Here is a 16,848-nt window from a genome sequence, read left to right as displayed (position 1 = left end):
AGTCGTCAAATAATACCAAGTATAAAAGCCCTTATTAGTTTTAGGGGCTTTTTACTTATTCTAATCATAATTCTGGTGACTAAGAATAGTACTACATACAATCTAAAACAGAAAAGACTACTGACTCACCAGGGGAGTGACCCCAAGGTATCAGTAGTTTTTTTGTTCATGAAACTTTTGGACAGAAAGCTAATGAGCCTCTTAATACAAAATAACATTCCTATTTATACTATCTTAAACGTACTAATAAATAAAATATTAAACGATGCCAGTTAAACTATAGATTCCAATGATTATAAGGACAGTTAACGTTTTCAAAATAGTGATAGCAAAAATATCACGATACGATTGAACATGTGTCAAACCACAAACGGTAAGGATCGTAATGACTGCTCCATTATGGGGTAGTGAATCCATCCCTCCGGAAGCCATTGCAATTACCCGGTGCATGACTTCTGGAGGAATGTTATATTGGGCTGCCGCCTCCATATACTTTTCACCCATCACGCTTAGTGCAATCCCCATTCCTCCGGAAGCTGATCCGGTAATTCCCGCCAAAACATTAGTTGTTACGGCTCCGTTGACAAGTGGATTCGTAAATATATGCGAAACACCATCTCGAACAACGCTAAAGCCAGGAAGTGCAGCAATAATACCGCCAAATCCATATTCGGAGGCTGTATTCATGGTTGCTAGTAAAGCTCCACCAATGCTAATACTTATCCCTTCTTTAAATTTGGATTGTACTTCTCTCCAGTTATATAATATCGTAGAAATTATTCCAAATAATAAGGCAAGTTCTACTGACCAAATTCCAGTAACCTGGGAAAGTTCGACCTTCCCAAAAGAATCTAGGCCGATGGAAGAGAAATCAAATCCGTTTGGATACCACTTAGGAATAATCGTAGTGAAAAATTTATTAGTGACCCCAACAAGAATTAGTGGGACAAATGCAAGAAGTTCACGAGAACGGCTGTTTGAAGTCTTGAGGTTTATTGAATAATTCTCCTCTTCAGCCTGGATAGTGGCTGCCATTTCTACTTCATTACCTTCAAAACCTGAATATCCTTCTCCAGCTTTGCGAGCCTTTCGAGAACGTGATTCTAAATAAATCATTCCAACAGAAAAAACAATAACCCCACCAATTATCCCTAGCATTGGAGCAGCGTAAATATCTGTCTTAAAAAAGGTAGTAGGAATTACATTTTGTATTTGTGGCGTTCCAGGTAAGGCATCCATCGTAAATGTTGCGCCCCCTAAAATAATAGTTGCGGGGAGCAGGCGTTTGGGAATATTTGATTCACGAAATATGTTGGAAGCAAACGGGTAAACAGCAAAGGCAACAACAAACAAACTTACACCACTATAAGTCAGTATTGCACTTAGTAGTACAGTAGCTAAAATTGCTCGTTTAGGTCCCACCCAACTGATTATAGTTTGAGCAATAGATTTTGCCACTCCAGACATTTCAACTATTTTTCCAAATATAGCTCCTAAAAGGAACACCGGAAAATATAACTTAACAAAACCAACCATCTTTTCCATGAAAATATTAGAAAAGAAAGGGAGTACGTATGATGGCTCAGTCAACAAGACTGCAAACAACGCACAAAGCGGCGCAAAAAGAATTACTGAAAACCCTCGATAAGCAATAAACATAAGCAGTCCTAAAGATAAAAGAATAACAATAAGATCCATACAATCCTCCTTATTTTTAATAAATAGTTAGTTTTTACAATATAAAACGCATGAAAAAAGGACCGTTTACGAAATTTTCAGAAGCCTATAAGTGATCTAACATCTATTATTTAAAGTCCCATAGAATACACAATCTATTTATTGGTTGCTCCTCTTCCCTATTCTGTAAATCCGTGGAGGCTTTACTTCAGACTATATAGCACGCTATTCTCTGAAGCTCATTTTACGCATACTTAATAAATTGGGATTAAAGTGCTTTATATTATCTGTAAATCTTGGAGAACTACCTTTTTTTTCAGCTTCCTTCACTAATTTGACAACTAAATCATTATAAGGAGTTTTTATTCCTGCCTCCCTCCCCTTTCTACAAATAAAACCGTTGATAAAGTCAATTTCAGTTTTTCTTTTCTTTTCCAAGTCTTGTAACATGCTCGCTTTTGTATTACTATGTGGTCCCCAAACCTCTTGATAAAAATCCATTTTATTAGATATATCATTTTCATCTTGAAGTTCAAGAACCTTCATATCTTTTCCTTGAATCCTCTCTAATTTAATTCCATAAGCATGGGCAACCTTTATAGTTTCGTCTGCAATGTAGGCTAAGCTAACCATTGCTGGATCACTGGCTAAAACCTTCCCAAAACAACAGCCTAATGCAGCTGACATGCCACTAAATGTTGCATTCATTAATAATTTTGCCCATTTTATTCCCATGATGTTAGAAGAGATATCACAATGACCAACTAAATCTAAAATTCTTTTTACTTCCTTGAGTCGAGGAGTTATTGATCCATCTAATTCACCAATATCAAACGCATATTTTTTTAAAATTCGAGTTTCTGTTGCAAGTTCGGATACACCTGGACCAAGCCAGGTAGCACCAAATCCTACAACACCACCAATGGTTCTTTCATGTCCAATATAAGCAGCAACGAAGTCCTCAGGTATACCATTTTGCAACGTACAGACGATACTAGTAGAGTGAAGATGCGGAAGCAATTGTTCTAAAGAAGCCTGATTGTAAACCTGTTTAGTTAATAAAAAAACTAAATCATATTGACCAGTAATTTCATGGGGTAACATGGCCTTTACAGGAACGCAAAGATCCATAAAGCCAGTAATCTTTGCACCGGAATGATTGAGCGCGGATACATGTTCCTTATTGATATCGATTAAATCTACTTTTTGTCCTCCTGCAGTAATTAAGGCTCCTATTATAGTTCCTAAGGAACCTGAACCCATTATTGCAATTCTCATATGTATTCCTCCCTGGAGAATGATTAATTTATTGAATGAACTCAAGTTTATTAAGTGCATTTTCTTCTACTAAAATTGATAAATAAATAAAAAGGCTATTAAAATTTAAAGTTTCAGAATAATTATAATGCTCTCTTTTAATGCCTTTTTTGTGTCTTCTTCGATCCCACACGATGGGTCGAAATTATTCAATCTACAATATTACTTTATTCAGAGGTGCTCATCCTCTCCTTTTACTCATTTTAAGGAGAATTAAAAGAATCTGACCGGATTGATGCTTGGAAAAGCAAAGAGCAGCCAAGATTTCCTAGATTATTTACCAATGCTACTTAATCCCTTCAAGCGCTTTGAATTATCCAAACCTAAAATTTCTCTAGCTTGGTTCGGAGTAGCGACATCTCTTCCTAAAGTTTGAGATAAACCTACAATTCTTTCTACAAATTGAGCGTTGGTTTTCGCCAATTCACCCTGTCGATAATAGACACTGTCCTCCATTCCTACGCGAACATGTCCCCCCATTATAATACTCATTGTGTTGATAGCTAATTGATCTTTACTTGCTCCAATTGCCGACCAAGTTGAACCGGCAGGAATACTTTCAGCTAAAAATAATAAATTCTTGGGTGTAGCTGCCATCCCTCCCCTTATACCTAAAACAAACTGAAAATGAAAGGGGGAGTCGATGAAGCCCTTTTTAGCAATTCGCAAGGTATTATCAATCATACCGACATCGAATATTTCAATCTCAGGCTTTATCTCATACTCCTTCATTTTTTTTGCCAAGCGCTCCAGAAAATTAGGTGAATTAAGAAATACATCACTACCAAAATTCATTGAACCAGCATCAAAAGTTGCCAACTCAGATCCTAATTCACATACTCGAAGACGATCTTCATCGTTCATGGCCACTCCACCAGCTGTCGTTAAGTTAATAATAATATCGCATTTATCCTTTATGCGATTAACGACTTCTACATAGGTACCTAAATCAAGAGAATTATTTCCGTCTTCATCTCTTACGTGAATATGGGCTATAGACGCCCCTGCTTGCCACGCTTCATAAACAGAATCGGCAATTTCCTTTGGAGTAAAAGGTACATAAGGAGTATGTTTGCGAGTTGTCTGAGCCCCAGTTGGAGCAACAGTAATAATTAATTTTTCCAAAAAAACCCCTCCATTTGTTTAACATTACTGGTGTTTTAGCGAAACGTTTCGATGAAAACATAACATAAAAGTCACATAAATAATAAAAAATAACCAAATTTTATTATTAAATTCCTATTTTACAAGCTTTTAAAAAGTTTTAATTTAAATTTGATAAATATATTAGCGAAACGTTTCGTCAATACTTATTATAATTTGTTAGCGTTTGCAAAATCAAGAACTTTCTAAAGAAAATTCAGAATATTATTGGTGATCTACCCCCTACTATCGAAATAATAAGCAGTTACGTGCGATGATACTCTATATTTGTTTAACAATTTAGTTACTTATATTACATACTAATACTTAGACAACATTCAGAGTCTTAGAATCTATAAAAACAAGAAAATTAGCATGAAATTCTTCGGTATCACACCCACAAAATATTAAAAGAACCAGGACTATTAAATGGTTTAATAACCATAAAAAGATGAATGCATACGTTAGTATTGATTGATATTCTGTGGTTTGACTCTACGATACTCCTTTACAAAGAAAAAATTAATAAGCAAGCTGTTAAATATTAAGACAAATTAAAGACGCGTCTCTATAACGACTGTTATAGAGACGCGTCCATCAAATATGTGAATACGTTTTTGAAAAACAATTTTTAGCTTTTCAATGATGCCTGTGTTTTTACTTCTTAGTATCAATGACATTAAATTAATTTAACCCCTTTAACTTTCTTATATTGTTACCCTAAAGTTGATTTAATAAAGTTTATCAATCTTATTTTTTTTATATCCACAGCTTTCGCGAACTACTAAAGATGGGGTAAGTATGATTTGTCTAGCCCGAGTTTCATCTTTTTCTTTGATCATTTCCAATAGAAACTCCATGGATATTTTACCCATATCATATGTAGAATGGTCAATACTGGACAAAGGAACAAGGAAATTTTCAGAAAAGGAATTGTTATCATTTCCAATAACTGAAATGTCCTCTGGAACACGAATACCAGAATCTCTTAGCCCCTTTATCACTCCGAAAGCTATTATGTCACTTGCAGTACAAATGGCCTCTGGTAATACTTCCACTTGCTCAATCATCTTTTTTACATTGGTATATCCTGATTCTAAGGAATATTCTCCATCAAAGATAAGCATTGGATCAATATCCAATCCATTTAGAGTCATGCAACTCATAAATCCTGCTTTTCTTTCTCTCGCAGTATTGATTCCCAAATCACCTCCCAAAAAAGCGATTCTTTTATAGCCTTGTCTTACTAAATGATTAACTGCTAGCTCAGAAGAGAGTGGATTATTAACTCCGACAAAATTTTTATCATAAAATGAGGGTTTTCTATTGATTAAAACATATTTTAATCCTGATTTTTCAACTTCATTTAGATCCTCCGAATTAGCAATATTAGCTAATAAGAGACCGTCAACCTGCTTTTCCAGCATTAGTTCTAAATAAGTCAAAATCTTTTTATGTCCATTTGATACATTACACAGGATTACATTGAAATTATTATTAAACGATACATCTTCTATACCTTCGATCAATGGGGGATAAAAGGGATTTGAAAGATTTGAAACTATGACACCAACCGTGTTAGTTCTCTTTTTTTTCAAGCTTCGTGCTACTGCATTTGGTTTATAATTTAATTCTTTAATTGCCTGCATCACTCTATTGGTAAGTGCCGGACTGACATATGCTGATTGATTAATTACAGCTGACACGGTAGAAAGGGAAACATTAGCTTTTTTAGATATATCCTTCATTGTAGCCATTTAAAAACCTCCAGGCGAAACGTTTCGATATCTTTAATCTATAATAAGCTGAGAGCGATTGCAATTTAATAGTATTATTTCCAATTTAAAATAGCTTTTTCACTGCAAACATAGCAACGAGACTAGAAGGGGTAAATTTACAATTAATCTTTGTCATGTATAAATTAAGGGCAAGCTAATTTTCATTGGCTTACCCTTACCTATAGCATGAAGTACAAAAAAGGCTCGTTTATTACTTTCTATTGACAGGAGTCATGTCCACTCCTTCTTCATACTTATTTTAAAAACTAAAAAAGAAACTATTTATAAATAAAATCTGTTGCTTGTTTATTTATTAAATTCAGCAGGAGCTGAAATATTCTCAAGAACTTTTCCTGTTTCTTTATTTGAAGTATTACTTACCGCTAAATCTCCCAAAGAAACCATTCCAATGAGTTTTCCGTTTTCTACAATAGGAAGTCTGCGTATTTGATGCTGAGACATGAGATATGAAGCCTGCTCTACAGACATGTATTTTGTACCGGTAATGACATCAGTATTGATCATTTCAGATATTTGTGTGTTCGCATTAAAATTATTAGCTAATCCCTTGACAACTAAATCACGATCCGTTATTAAGCCTATTAGCTTATCATCTTCACAAATTGGAATAACTCCTACATCTACATTCTTCATCATATTAGCTATCTCACCACATGAACTTTTAAGGTTACCTGTCTCAATATTAGAAGTCATCACTTCTGTTATATTCATAGCAACTCCTCCTTTATTTAATCATTGTCTTACTTCACTTGATTCCCGCACCTCATCTTCTAAAACGTCCATTTGAGTTTTAGGATACAAAGCTTTAGGTTTTAATGAGAAGAAAATGGTGAATGGATTTGAAAAATTCATCGCATTTTATTGGACAGTAAAAAGGTGTAAGAATGATAGGAAACGAGGTTTTAATAAAAGAGCACAACCCTTTGGTTCGTAATAAATTTATACTTTTCTTCTTCTCATCTTTATACTTTTACAAAAGAGTTATTCGAAGCTATTTTTCATTAAATTGAAATATTAAAACTATTATATAAATTGTATAATTTAGTAGTATAAAAACTACTAGAAAGGAATTACACACTATGTTATGGTTTATATCTGCTTTAGGGACAGCTGTATGCTTCGGAGTAAACAATACTTTATTTAAATGGGGTGCTCTTCAACATTTATCTAAAGTGTGTATTCAACTTTTCTTTTATTGGATTTCTTTTTTTATCCTCTTATTATTTATTCTTATTAAAGGAAGTTTTGAATTTCACATTTTACCTATTTTAACGGGGGCACTAATCGGTATCTTAAATGCCAATGGCAATATCCAAATGTCGAAAGCCTTTGAGAAAGGACCTGCGAGTATTACATCTACCATTATTGCGATGAATACAGTCATTGTTGTTATAGCTACATCCTTATTATTTCCTCAATCCATTCCTTTAACAAATTGGATTGGTATCGTCATTATTATATTGGCAGCTTGTATTATTCAGTATCAACCAAACAAAACGGCACACATAGAGTATAAATTATGGATTTTGAGCTGCTGTTTAGCTCTTCTATCTATCGGCACAGTTGGTGTTATTATGAAATTCAGCACGTATCAGCACTTTAGTATGGGTGAAATGCTTGTTTCAATGTATGGCGGAGGAGCTGTCTATTTAAGTTTATTAGCTCGGAAAGAATTTAAAAAATTAACTGCATATAAAATTGAAATAAAGATAGGTATACTAGTTGGTATATTAAGTACGATTGGTTACAGCTGTTATTTATTCGCCCTAAAGGAAGGTCCATCCAGTGTGGTTTATCCAATCATTAGTTTAAATTGTATTGTTGTTTTAATTGGGAGCTTAATTATCTTTAAAGAGAGACTTAAAAAATATCAATTAATAGGAATTATTCTTACTCTATGCGGAATCGTGTTGACTAAGATATAAGTTCTTGCACCAATACCGACAGAAGAATGAACATATAGTGAAATGGGTCTCCCTCTGGATGGCAACTGAAGATGTATATAGTATACATACATAAAAAAACAGAAAAACTCCCCCAATGCGTTAAGGGAGTTTTTCTATTTTTAGAAGTTAGCTAAATGATGATTCATCCATCTTGAGCTTTGGGTACCAATCTTGCCTTAATGTATCGATTGAATCGGTCGTTTTAGCTATGCTCTCTCTCCTAACCTGTTTTTATTTATTTCAACAGGTAGCGTTAATGCCGCTAGCTTGCAGAACTTTTTCTAGTGCACTTTGCTCTTTATTACTTAAAGGAACCATTGGCAAACGAACACCGCCAACTTGTATTCCATTTAGATTTAATGCAGCTTTTACTGGTGAAGGACTTGGCGCAATAAATAATGCTCTCATAATTGGAAGCAGATTGCGATGTGTAGCAGCAGCTTTTTGGACATCGCCATTTTTGAAGGCATTAATCATTTCTTGCATATCATTGCCAATGATGTGGGAAGCAACTGAAATAACTCCTGCCCCGCCAATTGCTAATACTGGTATTGTTAACCCATCATCGCCGCTGTATAGTGTAAAGTCGCTAGGTGTTTTGCTAATAATCTCTGCCATGGCATCCAAGTTGCCACTTGCTTCCTTAATTGACACAACATTAGGGATCTCTGATAGACGAACAACTGTTTCAACAGAAATGTTAACTATGCTTCGCCCTGGGATATTATAAAGCATAACTGGTAGAGAGGTTGATTCGGCAATCGTTTTAAAATGCTGGTACAAGCCTTCTTGAGACGGCTTATTATAGTATGGAGCAACGAGCATAATACCATCGACTCCTGTTTCCTCTGCAAGTTTCGTTAAGCTCATCGAAGCTTGCGTGTTGTTTGAGCCAGTTCCAGCGATGACGTGGACTCTTCCAGCAGCAGCTTCTACAACACATTTGAATAATTCAATTTTTTCTTCTGTGGTTAATGTTGGAGACTCTCCAGTTGTACCAGCTACAACTAAGCCGTCTGTGCCATTTGTAATTAAATGCTCAACCAACGTTTTCGTCGCGTTAAAGTCAATTTCGCCATTCTGATCAAACGGGGTAACCATTGCTGTTAATACTTGGCCAAAATTCATAACTACACACCCTTTATAAAATTTTTAAAATTAGAGGGGTCAGAGCCATTCATAAGAAACGCAAAAAAGCAGCAACGAGGGATTCGTTGCTGCAGTAGAAACAATATTTATCAAAAATAGTTTCCGTGCGTAAGATAGCCCTCCATACAGTTTCCCATATGACAGTTCTGTATTTATTCAACAGCAGAACCAGCTTCAAGAACATGAGATTCTTTCAGCTTCGGCAAATACCCCTTTCCACAATTGTCATTGGATCTCATTCTCCTCAAATTGTATACTTATGATCTTTGCACCTCTATCCTCACTTCAAAAAATATTGAAATAAGAAAATATTTAATTGAATTTAATATAACAGTAAATTTCCTTTCACGCAAGAATCATTTAAGTATAATTTTATGGACACCATGTAATTAAGTCCTTACCCTTATTTTTGAGAGAATGCCTCCGGATTATTGACTCAAATCCAATCGACTACATTTAGTACTTTATAATATTCATTTTCTTTTGCGCTAATATAATAATCCTTTTGTTTATAGTTCATATCTCCAATCCTCTTTTGGTTATTTATGAACTATAAATTTTTTCATAAGATAGCATCAAATTTAGACTGTATCTCTTATTTCCTTATAACATCTACATTGGTTTAAATAGTTTATAATATCTTGGTTATTTACTTCTTTGATATTATCTCCAAAAAGTTCAACGGCACTTTCTAAACGTTCCCTTTTATTATCAATCGTTAGTACATATCGAAGTGCATCAACTACTGGTGCATTATGGTATGTACGACGAACGAAATATTCTTCGATTGCCTTATTTAAGTATTCTGACTCAGCCTTTCTAAATTTAGTTTCTGACCTTTGAAGGTTCTTTACCTCCATCTCTATCATAAATCCCTCATCCTCTCCGATTTAATTTACTATTTTATTCCCCTACTAGAAGTAAAATAAAACTTAGTTTGTATACAAATAATATATTTTCTCAAAATAAAAAACACCTGTGAAGACAGATGTTTTTTGTAAACTTAACATATTAAAGGAGAAACGATTCGTCAGCAAAAGGAGGAATCTGATTAGGTACAGTATGTGCTCATTTTTCGTATTTATACGTGTTCGAATTAAAGAATAAAATGAGGTTAAGCAAACCCATTGATGTTCGATTTTTGTAAGGTTAAAGGATAGATTAATTTTTGACGAAGTGAGTTATAGAATGTAGTCAAGTTATTGGTGAGGAAATATAGCTTTATCTTTTAATTGATGCATCACAAGGACATACTAAAAAATGAGGTGATAACATGGAAATAAATCGAGCTAAACAAATTCTTTCTTCCCCCAAGGAAATTGATGTTCATTACCACGGAGTTCCTATTTGGATTAAAAGTGTAGATGAAACATCAAGTATGGCTACCGTTCATGCGAGAGGAACACATGATGAAGCCCGTATGGTTCCAGTCCTTGATTTAGAAGAAAAATAAAAAGTCGGAAAGAAAGAATGTAGTTTTTTACATTCTTTTCTTCCATCTCCAAATAGAACCCAATAACTGATACCATATTTCTGTAAGCTTTATTTATAAGAAAAAAGAGGTGCAGCATGAAAGAGAAAAAAGAACCAAAACTTAGAAGTGGCGAGCTAGAAAATGCGGAACTAAAAGGCTATTATGGAATGGATCCTGAAACTAGCCTTCAATCTGTTAATTTTGCTACGACAGAGAACCCATACTTAAATGAGCATTATCAAGAAGATTCTAAAGAAAATGAATAAAAAGAGAAGAAAATAACCGACCCTTATTTCTTTTCTGTAGTTATGCATTTTTATTAAGTTGACAATAGAAGAGTTTTCAGATAACATATTTCGATTTCGGCTTATTCTTACTTTTGCAACGATATTACCTGACACCTAACCATTATAAAGAGCCACTTGTTTTACGCAAGTGGCTCTTTGCTACGTTGATTGAATACGCTTGACCCCCTAATAAATAATGGCAAAAAGCAATCTATAATTGATTTAGATTATTCTTTGACTAATTTAACAAGCATATGAGCAAGATGATGTTGTTCTTCCTCGTTTCCAACTTTCCATAACTCATGTAACAAGTATTGCTCTTCATTTTGTGGTTCTTCATGTGCTGCGAGATAGTCAGCTATTTTTTTAGCTGCTAGAGCTAATTGATTATCATTTAACCCTAGTTTCTCACCTTTTGTGACTTTATCTCCTAAGTAACTTTTAAATTCGTTAAAACTAGAAAGGATGTTGTCTTTCTTCTCTTGACTCATTTCATTTAGTTTATCCTCTACTTTATTTTCAACAGTTTCAGTATTATTGTTCATTTTTCATTCTCCTTCCAATTAAGTATCAATGTTCTTATATGGTAAATCCCCCATTTACAGGTATATAAACATTTCGTAGCCTACTCATATATTAAGTAGAATAGTTTAACGGGCTTCAAAATAGTGAACACTTCTTTTTTGATGAGTTTAAATGGAATATATTGGATATAAAAAAAGAAAAACTCCCCTAGTACGTTAAGGGAGTTTTTCTTTTTTTAAATATTAAGGGTGTAATTGCTTGTTACTTACATATCATTTAATATTTCTGTAGATATTTATTATAACCTATCAAATGATTTCGAGAAAGCAAAAAATGAAAGCGATTACTTCGAATTTAAAATAACAAATGAAACATAACTGTTTTTTATGAGATGTATTTTGGTTCTGAAAAAATACAGAGCTTAAGCTTAAATGGTCTAAAGTTTCTCTTATATATTAATATATAAGAAACTTTTATTCTTTATCGTTTCGTGGCACAGCATTAGAAACCATAGAAATGTCTCCAGTATAATATTTATGCGGATAAGGATCAGAAGACGACTTAGCAGGCTTTGTTACAAACTCTTTCTCAAGATCACCTAATTTGGTTTCATCTGTATTGTTCTCTGATACCTGTTCTAAATTATTTGATTGATTATCGACCATATAAAATTCCTCCTTTTAATTAAACAATGCTCATTGCTCATTAAGGATACATTTTTTAATAACCTGGATATAAATGCTGTTTTTATTCTATACTTTCCTGTGCTTTTTCTTCATTTAGTATATATTTGAAATAAATATTTATTACTTTTTTGAAATTGTGAACGATTTATTTATACCTTTAAAATCTATTATGTTAATTAAGAAAGTATGTTATATTCAATTCAAAAAGCAGAGACCGATTGGCCCTGCTTGTTATTTGACTATTACTTTCCCCACCATTCCACTATTAAAATGATACCTACATATCAGTTCATATGTACCAGGATTTTGTGGTTTTACGGTAATGGTTTTTTCTTTTCCAGGCTGGACTTCAGCGTCAATTCCGAGCTTTTCTACTGTGAAGGTATGCTCTTTCTGACCTTCATTTTTTAATATCAATGTTGTCGTTTTTCCACTCGGGATAGTGATGGTTTCTGGATTAAAGAAATCATCGTTCAACTGAACCTCCATGGTTTTCTGTCTTACCGCGTCGGATTCAGCCAAAACACCGAGTAATCCTGAAGTCATCACACTGATAACCATCGTAAACAAAACGACTAATCCCATTAACCAGTTTCTCACAGACATTTGCATTCACTCCTTTTATAAGCCATATTCTTTTCCAATTCATAAAATAATATCACTATTTTTTTAAATTAATCATTGTTTTTCCTTTATTTCTATTTATAGAAAGCACAAATTCCATTAAATTGCCTAACTTTATAAAATAGTATTGATACTAATAGAACAGTTACAATCATATTCTTATAAAAGAAACCATTAAAAAGGAGTGTCAAGTTAGTTGATAAAAGCTAAGGTTAGTTTACGGCCTATTGTTAGTAAAATAAATTTACCTACTGTGTTGAAAACAGCTATACTTCCTGGTGACTCATTTGAAAGTTTATTTATTGCAACCCAAGTAGGAGAGATCTTTTACATAAGAGACGAAGCTATACAGACTTTTTTAGATATTCGCTCACGAATCATAAAATTAGGTACGTCTGAACCAGGTGTTTCCCGCGGAGGATATGATGAACGAGGATTGCTAGGGCTAGCGTTTCATCCAGAATTTTATTATAATGGTCTGTTTTATCTTCATTACTCAGCTGCTGGAACACAAGGCCCAGGTGCACTTTCCGAACATTATAGGCCTAACCCGTGTGATCCTAAAACTTCAAACTTAAGGTGGATAAATAGAGAAACTAAATATGATCATATTGATACAGTGGAAGAATGGGTTTTCCAACCAAATGCTCAGCCTCAAAAAAGACGGACGTTACTTAACTTAAGAAGACCATTTTTTAATCATAATGGTGTCAACAGCTTAAATTTTTCACCTGAAACTGGAAAACTTATCTTTACAACCGGAGATGGTGGATCAGGCTATGACCCCTTTAACTTAAGTCAGGATGATATAGAAATTTACGGGAAAATAATTGAAATTGATGTAGGTAAGAATACATTTATCCATAATCCACCCGTAGTCACACGTTTTAGTGAACTCCCCTCACCTATTCAGGAAACTCTTACGCTCATTGCTAAGGGTGTTCGCAATATAACGGGTATTTCATTTCAAAAATTTTATAATCAGTACATCAAATATGTGGGAAATGTTGGACAAGACGTAGTAGAGTCGATTTTTTCATTTGTTCATTATAAGCCAATACCTGTTCCTCAACTTGTTCAAGCTTCTTTAATGAGAGCCAAACCCAGCCAAGAAGGATTTATTAACCTTGGCTGGCGGGGATGGGAAGGAGATTTTCCGACTTCGTTTATAAAAAGGTGTTCTGAAAATCCGGCCTTGGATGAGAAAATAATTGCTTATTACAATGAAGCGGTAAAAACTTCAGTGAGACGTATTCAGCCTTTAACAAGTTATTTTCACAAAGATCCCCGCCCCAATAAATTTGGAGGGACCTCCCTTACAGGAGTTCAGCCATATATGGGGAATAAAATCTCTAGCTTAACAGGAAGCGTTATGTTTACGGATATTGCACAGGTTAAAGAATCTCAATCCCCAATTAGAGGAGTTTTAGCTTATACCAGAGCAGGTACAGATTGTAAGCTAAATGATTTTAGTGTTGTGGAAGTTGATTATAATTTTGGTTCCCAATCAGCTTACTACGTTAGTTTGGGAACGAACCTGGATCAAACCAAGCTTTATTTAGGAGTTTATGGCTCTATGAAAGTGTCTGACTTTAATCAAGGTACTGTTTTTGAAATTGTTCCATGATTTATATTTATAAAATTCGAGTGGGTATTGATTTTCTCCTAAAAATTATAGCTTAATTTTTTTACCAGCTATTTTGTAGGAATGAACAAATGAACTTTCTAGAAAATAAAAAAGCCTTTAATCAGTAAAGCCCATAAAAGATTCATTTTATGGGCTACAGTACATACCTTTAGAAAGATAAAGAAATTTATCTTAACGGATATGGCCTATTCCTTTAAAAGTAAATGCGACTTATTAGTCCTCCCGCTTAATTTCTTTATATATTACATGTAAGAGTTGATATATCAGGCAATGATCTAAATCTCTCTTTAACCCCTTATAATGTAAAAACAGTTAACCGAGGTGAAATTCATGTACTTTTTAAAGTCTCTTTCAAGTGAAGTAAAATCTGCGCAGCTTTTTTTTAATAGACTATCTAAAACTAAGCAGCTTGTCTCAGGCGCTCTTTTCGCCAGCTTAGCAGCCCTTTTTCAATCAGCAGGAGGTTTCTTACCCGGAATAGGAGTTTTTATTAGTCCATTCTCTACTGCACCCATTCTTTTTTGTTTTATACTTTCGCTCCCTCTAGGGTTTATTACCTATATACTAACAAATCTGCTTCTTCTGATTATCCAGCCAAGTGAACTTATTATTTTTCCTTTTACAACAGGAATATTGGGAATGGGCATAGGAGCCGCTTTTTACTTTTTTAAAAAGAGATTGTACATTATTATAAGTGGGGCCACTCTATTAACTGTTGGGATTATTACCCTATTGTACGGTTTCAAATTCCCAGTACTAGGTCCCGTGATTTCTAAAAATTTTTCTCTTTCTACTACTGGTTTAATTTTTGTATTTACTTTCCTTTATAGTTGGATTTGGGTTGAACTCAGCTTAGCTTATTTCAAAAAATTAAAAACATTTATTTCCTAGTGAATCTACAAATTAATCCCTTAACAAAGATAACTCGTTAAAATAATGGAGAAATCGCAATCAGCTTTTTAGAAGAACGTCAATTAGGACAATCTCATCTAAACTTTGTAAGGCTCTTTTCATTATATTTTCAAATCCAACTAAACTATTTGCCTGTTCGCCTTTAATTCCAAAGCTTTTTGCCAGTTGAACAAAATCTGGGTTTGTAAAAGTTATTCCATAGCTCTTACCAAACTTTTTGTTCATCATTTCCTGCTCTATTTTTAATGTAGAGTCGTTTAAAACAATAATGATGAATGAAAGCCCTAAGCGCTTTGCCGTCTCTATTTCAGCAAAATTCATTAAAACTCCTCCATCTCCAGTAATACAAATAGCTGGATCATTAGGGCAGGCTAACTTAGCTCCAATTGAGCCTGGTAGAGCAATACCCATGGCAGCTAGACCATTTGATATAATGAGCCTGTTAGGGTTTTTAGGTTGATAAGTTCGGGCTACAGATACTTTATGAGCTCCCACATCTGAAATCACAATCGTTTTCTCTGAAGAGAGCTTGTCAATAATATGCAAGATATTCTCGATTGTCAAAGGCAGCAAATCGCTATCTATCTTTTTCTCTTCAATGTGATAAGATTGCTTAATTTGTTTCTGGAGATTACCAGAGGGAATCCATGGTTTAGAAGGAATATCAAGCTGATTGAATACTCGTAAAGTCTGCTTTATATCTCCAACCAATTCGACCTCTATAGGGTAATATTCATCTACTTCTGCCGGTAAAGTATCTATATGTAAAATTGGTGTTTTTTCTGTGTTCCATTCTTTGGGTAACCTTTCGACAAGATCAAACCCAATTACAATAAGTAGATCAGCTTCCTTTAAGCCTGCGAGCACTTCATCTTTTTCATTAAATCCAAACGTAAAGAAATTTTGTGGATGATCTTTAGACAGTACACCTTTAGCCATATAACTATGGGTAACCGGTGATTGAAGGCGTTCAATAAATCGTTGAAGCTCATCCACGGCTTCCTGTCTAATAGCGCCGTTACCGATAATAACAAAAGGTCTCTCATACTGCTCAATAAGAGTATTGGCAGCCTGAATGGACTCCATTATAGGTATACTTACGGGTATAGATGTAAGTGAAATAGGTTTAATGGGAACGATTTGAGTTGCTAAGTCTTCTGGCAATTCTACTACTACGGGTCCTGGCTTTTCCATTTGTGCAATTTTAAATGCTTTTCGAATAATCTCAGGAATCGTTTGTGCATCTTTTATCTGAACACCCCACTTCGTTGCCGGTTCCACCATTTTGATAATGTCCATATACTGATGCGAATCTTTATGCTGCCTTCCCAAAGCAGCCTGTCCTGTTAAAGCAACAATAGGAGAATGGTCTAGCTTTGCACTAGATATACCTGTCAATAAATTAGTAGCTCCAGGGCCTAATGTTGATAAACATACCCCTACTTTGTTTGTTAACCTTCCGTATACATCTGCCATAAAAGCAGCTCCTTGCTCATGCCTCACATTCACGAATTGAATCTGTTTAGAGTTGGATAAGGAATCAATAAAGTCCAAGGTCTCTTTACCGGGTATTCCGAAAATATATTCAACTCCCTCATTTTCTAAACATTGAACAAGTGTATCCGTCACTTTCATATTGTTCGACCTCTCTCTAGATAGTA

Annotated in this window: 16 protein-coding genes and 1 riboswitch; of the genes, 5 read left to right on the top strand and 11 right to left on the bottom strand. The window is 34.3% G+C overall.

Annotated elements, in window-relative coordinates:
- Nucleotides 1-258: 258 nt before the first annotated feature.
- From AC0C45_RS12010 to AC0C45_RS11990, 5 genes are all read right to left on the bottom strand, one after another.
- Nucleotides 259-1,698: a GntP family permease gene (locus AC0C45_RS12010; RefSeq protein WP_165573181.1), complete on the bottom strand. Its 1,440-nt coding sequence runs from the start codon at nucleotides 1,696-1,698 to the stop codon at nucleotides 259-261.
- A gap of 204 nt (nucleotides 1,699-1,902) precedes the next feature.
- Nucleotides 1,903-2,955: a ketopantoate reductase family protein gene (locus AC0C45_RS12005; protein ID WP_412035849.1), complete on the bottom strand. Its 1,053-nt coding sequence runs from the start codon at nucleotides 2,953-2,955 to the stop codon at nucleotides 1,903-1,905.
- A gap of 312 nt (nucleotides 2,956-3,267) precedes the next feature.
- Entirely contained in the window at nucleotides 3,268-4,119 is an 852-nt protein-coding gene (locus AC0C45_RS12000; protein WP_034653062.1) for a beta-keto acid cleavage family enzyme, read from the bottom strand.
- 749 nt (nucleotides 4,120-4,868) lie between these two features.
- On the bottom strand, nucleotides 4,869-5,894 hold the full coding sequence (locus tag AC0C45_RS11995) for a LacI family DNA-binding transcriptional regulator (protein WP_034653063.1): 1,026 nt from the start codon (nucleotides 5,892-5,894) through the stop codon (nucleotides 4,869-4,871).
- 327 nt (nucleotides 5,895-6,221) lie between these two features.
- Nucleotides 6,222-6,647, bottom strand: a complete 426-nt coding sequence (locus AC0C45_RS11990; RefSeq protein ID WP_472928153.1) for a CBS domain-containing protein — start codon at nucleotides 6,645-6,647, stop codon at nucleotides 6,222-6,224.
- 368 nt (nucleotides 6,648-7,015) lie between these two features.
- Here AC0C45_RS11990 and AC0C45_RS11985 point away from each other — a divergent pair, with 368 nt between their 5' ends.
- Complete coding sequence (locus tag AC0C45_RS11985; RefSeq protein WP_472928152.1) at nucleotides 7,016-7,861, top strand: DMT family transporter; 846 nt, start codon at nucleotides 7,016-7,018, stop codon at nucleotides 7,859-7,861.
- A gap of 261 nt (nucleotides 7,862-8,122) precedes the next feature.
- Here AC0C45_RS11985 and dapA read toward each other — a convergent pair whose 3' ends face one another.
- Both dapA and AC0C45_RS11975 read right to left on the bottom strand, forming a co-directional pair.
- Nucleotides 8,123-9,010 carry a 4-hydroxy-tetrahydrodipicolinate synthase gene (gene dapA, locus AC0C45_RS11980; protein WP_016766392.1) on the bottom strand — a complete coding sequence of 296 codons (888 nt, stop codon included), beginning with the start codon at nucleotides 9,008-9,010 and terminating at the stop codon, nucleotides 8,123-8,125.
- Between the two features lie 127 nt (nucleotides 9,011-9,137).
- Nucleotides 9,138-9,316: riboswitch (Lysine riboswitch) on the bottom strand.
- A gap of 296 nt (nucleotides 9,317-9,612) precedes the next feature.
- Nucleotides 9,613-9,900, bottom strand: coding sequence for a hypothetical protein (locus AC0C45_RS11975; protein ID WP_034653069.1), 288 nt, complete (start codon nucleotides 9,898-9,900; stop codon nucleotides 9,613-9,615).
- 404 nt (nucleotides 9,901-10,304) lie between these two features.
- Between AC0C45_RS11975 and AC0C45_RS11970 the strand changes: the two genes are divergently transcribed.
- Both AC0C45_RS11970 and AC0C45_RS11965 read left to right on the top strand, forming a co-directional pair.
- The gene (locus AC0C45_RS11970) at nucleotides 10,305-10,484 is read left to right on the top strand and encodes an H-type small acid-soluble spore protein (protein ID WP_047932972.1); all 180 of its coding nucleotides are present in this window, start codon (nucleotides 10,305-10,307) and stop codon (nucleotides 10,482-10,484) included.
- 116 nt (nucleotides 10,485-10,600) lie between these two features.
- On the top strand, nucleotides 10,601-10,771 hold the full coding sequence (locus tag AC0C45_RS11965; RefSeq protein WP_013082601.1) for a hypothetical protein: 171 nt from the start codon (nucleotides 10,601-10,603) through the stop codon (nucleotides 10,769-10,771).
- Between the two features lie 248 nt (nucleotides 10,772-11,019).
- Here the strand turns inward: AC0C45_RS11965 and AC0C45_RS11960 are convergent, their stop codons facing one another.
- The 3 genes from AC0C45_RS11960 to AC0C45_RS11950 form a co-directional block, all read right to left on the bottom strand.
- Entirely contained in the window at nucleotides 11,020-11,337 is a 318-nt protein-coding gene (locus AC0C45_RS11960; protein ID WP_013082600.1) for a DUF3243 domain-containing protein, read from the bottom strand.
- A 453-nt stretch (nucleotides 11,338-11,790) separates the two neighbouring features.
- Nucleotides 11,791-11,982, bottom strand: a complete 192-nt coding sequence (locus AC0C45_RS11955) for a hypothetical protein (RefSeq protein ID WP_013082598.1) — start codon at nucleotides 11,980-11,982, stop codon at nucleotides 11,791-11,793.
- 252 nt (nucleotides 11,983-12,234) lie between these two features.
- Complete coding sequence (locus tag AC0C45_RS11950; protein ID WP_257063179.1) at nucleotides 12,235-12,609, bottom strand: cupredoxin domain-containing protein; 375 nt, start codon at nucleotides 12,607-12,609, stop codon at nucleotides 12,235-12,237.
- Nucleotides 12,610-12,823: 214 nt separating this feature from the next.
- Here AC0C45_RS11950 and AC0C45_RS11945 point away from each other — a divergent pair, with 214 nt between their 5' ends.
- The gene (locus AC0C45_RS11945; RefSeq protein WP_034653073.1) at nucleotides 12,824-14,254 is read left to right on the top strand and encodes a PQQ-dependent sugar dehydrogenase; all 1,431 of its coding nucleotides are present in this window, start codon (nucleotides 12,824-12,826) and stop codon (nucleotides 14,252-14,254) included.
- A gap of 351 nt (nucleotides 14,255-14,605) precedes the next feature.
- A complete protein-coding gene (locus AC0C45_RS11940; protein WP_034653074.1) occupies nucleotides 14,606-15,166 on the top strand; it encodes a hypothetical protein in 561 nt (186 codons plus the stop codon).
- Between the two features lie 60 nt (nucleotides 15,167-15,226).
- Here the strand turns inward: AC0C45_RS11940 and AC0C45_RS11935 are convergent, their stop codons facing one another.
- Nucleotides 15,227-16,822, bottom strand: coding sequence for an acetolactate synthase large subunit (locus AC0C45_RS11935; protein WP_257063174.1), 1,596 nt, complete (start codon nucleotides 16,820-16,822; stop codon nucleotides 15,227-15,229).
- Nucleotides 16,823-16,848: the final 26 nt, after the last annotated feature.

This window comes from Priestia sp. VA7 (genome assembly GCF_055710015.1).
Note: the sequence above shows the minus strand (reverse complement) of the source record. Positions and strands in the feature narration are given on the sequence as shown.

Coding starts and splice junctions, on each gene's coding strand:
- AC0C45_RS11935 (WP_257063174.1), bottom strand. CDS start 16,822: ATGAAAGTGACGGATACACTTGTTCAATGTTTAGAAAATGAGGGAGTT.
- AC0C45_RS11995 (WP_034653063.1), bottom strand. CDS start 5,894: ATGGCTACAATGAAGGATATATCTAAAAAAGCTAATGTTTCCCTTTCT.
- AC0C45_RS11985 (WP_472928152.1), top strand. CDS start 7,016: ATGTTATGGTTTATATCTGCTTTAGGGACAGCTGTATGCTTCGGAGTA.
- AC0C45_RS11950 (WP_257063179.1), bottom strand. CDS start 12,609: ATGTCTGTGAGAAACTGGTTAATGGGATTAGTCGTTTTGTTTACGATG.
- AC0C45_RS11970 (WP_047932972.1), top strand. CDS start 10,305: ATGGAAATAAATCGAGCTAAACAAATTCTTTCTTCCCCCAAGGAAATT.
- AC0C45_RS11960 (WP_013082600.1), bottom strand. CDS start 11,337: ATGAACAATAATACTGAAACTGTTGAAAATAAAGTAGAGGATAAACTA.
- AC0C45_RS11975 (WP_034653069.1), bottom strand. CDS start 9,900: ATGATAGAGATGGAGGTAAAGAACCTTCAAAGGTCAGAAACTAAATTT.
- AC0C45_RS12010 (WP_165573181.1), bottom strand. CDS start 1,698: ATGGATCTTATTGTTATTCTTTTATCTTTAGGACTGCTTATGTTTATT.
- dapA (WP_016766392.1), bottom strand. CDS start 9,010: ATGAATTTTGGCCAAGTATTAACAGCAATGGTTACCCCGTTTGATCAG.
- AC0C45_RS11940 (WP_034653074.1), top strand. CDS start 14,606: ATGTACTTTTTAAAGTCTCTTTCAAGTGAAGTAAAATCTGCGCAGCTT.
- AC0C45_RS11990 (WP_472928153.1), bottom strand. CDS start 6,647: ATGAATATAACAGAAGTGATGACTTCTAATATTGAGACAGGTAACCTT.
- AC0C45_RS11955 (WP_013082598.1), bottom strand. CDS start 11,982: ATGGTCGATAATCAATCAAATAATTTAGAACAGGTATCAGAGAACAAT.
- AC0C45_RS12005 (WP_412035849.1), bottom strand. CDS start 2,955: ATGAGAATTGCAATAATGGGTTCAGGTTCCTTAGGAACTATAATAGGA.
- AC0C45_RS11965 (WP_013082601.1), top strand. CDS start 10,601: ATGAAAGAGAAAAAAGAACCAAAACTTAGAAGTGGCGAGCTAGAAAAT.